The organism is Thalassobacterium sedimentorum (assembly GCF_031127905.1).
Taxonomy (GTDB): Bacteria; Verrucomicrobiota; Verrucomicrobiia; order Opitutales; family Coraliomargaritaceae; genus Thalassobacterium; species Thalassobacterium sedimentorum.
Genome location: NZ_JARXIC010000153.1, coordinates 1 through 345, shown reverse-complemented (window position 1 = coordinate 345; position 345 = coordinate 1). Strand labels below are relative to the sequence as shown.

The window sequence follows — 345 nt, the reverse complement described above, 5'->3', positions numbered from 1 at the left end:
TTACAACGCTGTTAGAGGAATCTGTATGTGAGAGATTTTATTATAAGCGTGTCATCAGGGGTGATAAGCGGTTTCCGACGTAGTCGGCTCTGCGTGTGAGTGGGCTGAGTCTGATGTTTTTTTAACCGCTTATTACCGCTTATGGACCGCTTATCTTGCAACGCTGCTGGAGGGATCTGCGTGTGAGAGATTTTATTATAAGCAATTCTTGACGTCAATTAGGCTGACTTTGAGGGGATATACTCTTTGAGAATATAACGTTTCCATTGCAACTGCTTCATCGGGCCAAAGTTAATTAAATACCCGACTGCCTTCTTTGTAATGTGCATATAGTTAAGCAACTGC

The 345-nt window shown here is 42.6% G+C and carries 1 protein-coding gene; it reads right to left on the bottom strand.

Annotated features, from left to right (window positions below):
• Window positions 1–218: 218 nt before the first annotated feature.
• A complete protein-coding gene (locus QEH59_RS19120) occupies window positions 219–341 on the bottom strand; it encodes a GxxExxY protein (RefSeq protein ID WP_425609267.1) in 123 nt (40 codons plus the stop codon).
• Window positions 342–345: the final 4 nt, after the last annotated feature.